This is a genomic window from Inquilinus sp. OTU3971 (assembly GCF_038440215.1).
Map to the genome: position 1 here is coordinate 1 of NZ_JASATH010000456.1, position 386 is coordinate 386.

Sequence of the window (386 nt, forward strand, 5' to 3'; positions counted from 1 at the left end):
CAGGAAGGCCGGTTCTTCCACGGCTACTATGGCGGCTACTGCTACCTGCCGCTCTATGTGTTCTGCGGCCGCCATCTGCTGGCCGCGAAGCTCCGGCGCTCGAACATCGATGCGGCGGCGGGAGCGGTCGAGGAGGTGGCCCGCCTCGTGGCCCAGATCCGGCGCCGCTGGCCCCGGGTGCGCATCCTGTTGCGCGCCGACAGCGGCTTCTGTCGGGAGGGCCTCATGGCATGGTGCGAGAGCCATGCGGTCGATTACCTGTTCGGCCTCGCCCGCAACGGCCGGCTCGTGGCCGAGATCACGGCCGAGCTGGCGGCGGCACAGGCGGACGCCGAGCGCACCGGCGGCCCCGCCCGCCGCTTCAGGGACTTCACCTGGTCCACGCT

1 protein-coding gene is annotated in these 386 nt (G+C 71.5%); it reads left to right on the forward strand.

The window, feature by feature from the left end; all coding sequences use genetic code 11:
* Positions 1-386, forward strand: a 386-nt coding sequence (locus AAHM41_RS40395; protein WP_342242286.1) for a transposase, incomplete at both ends; no start/stop codon positions are given.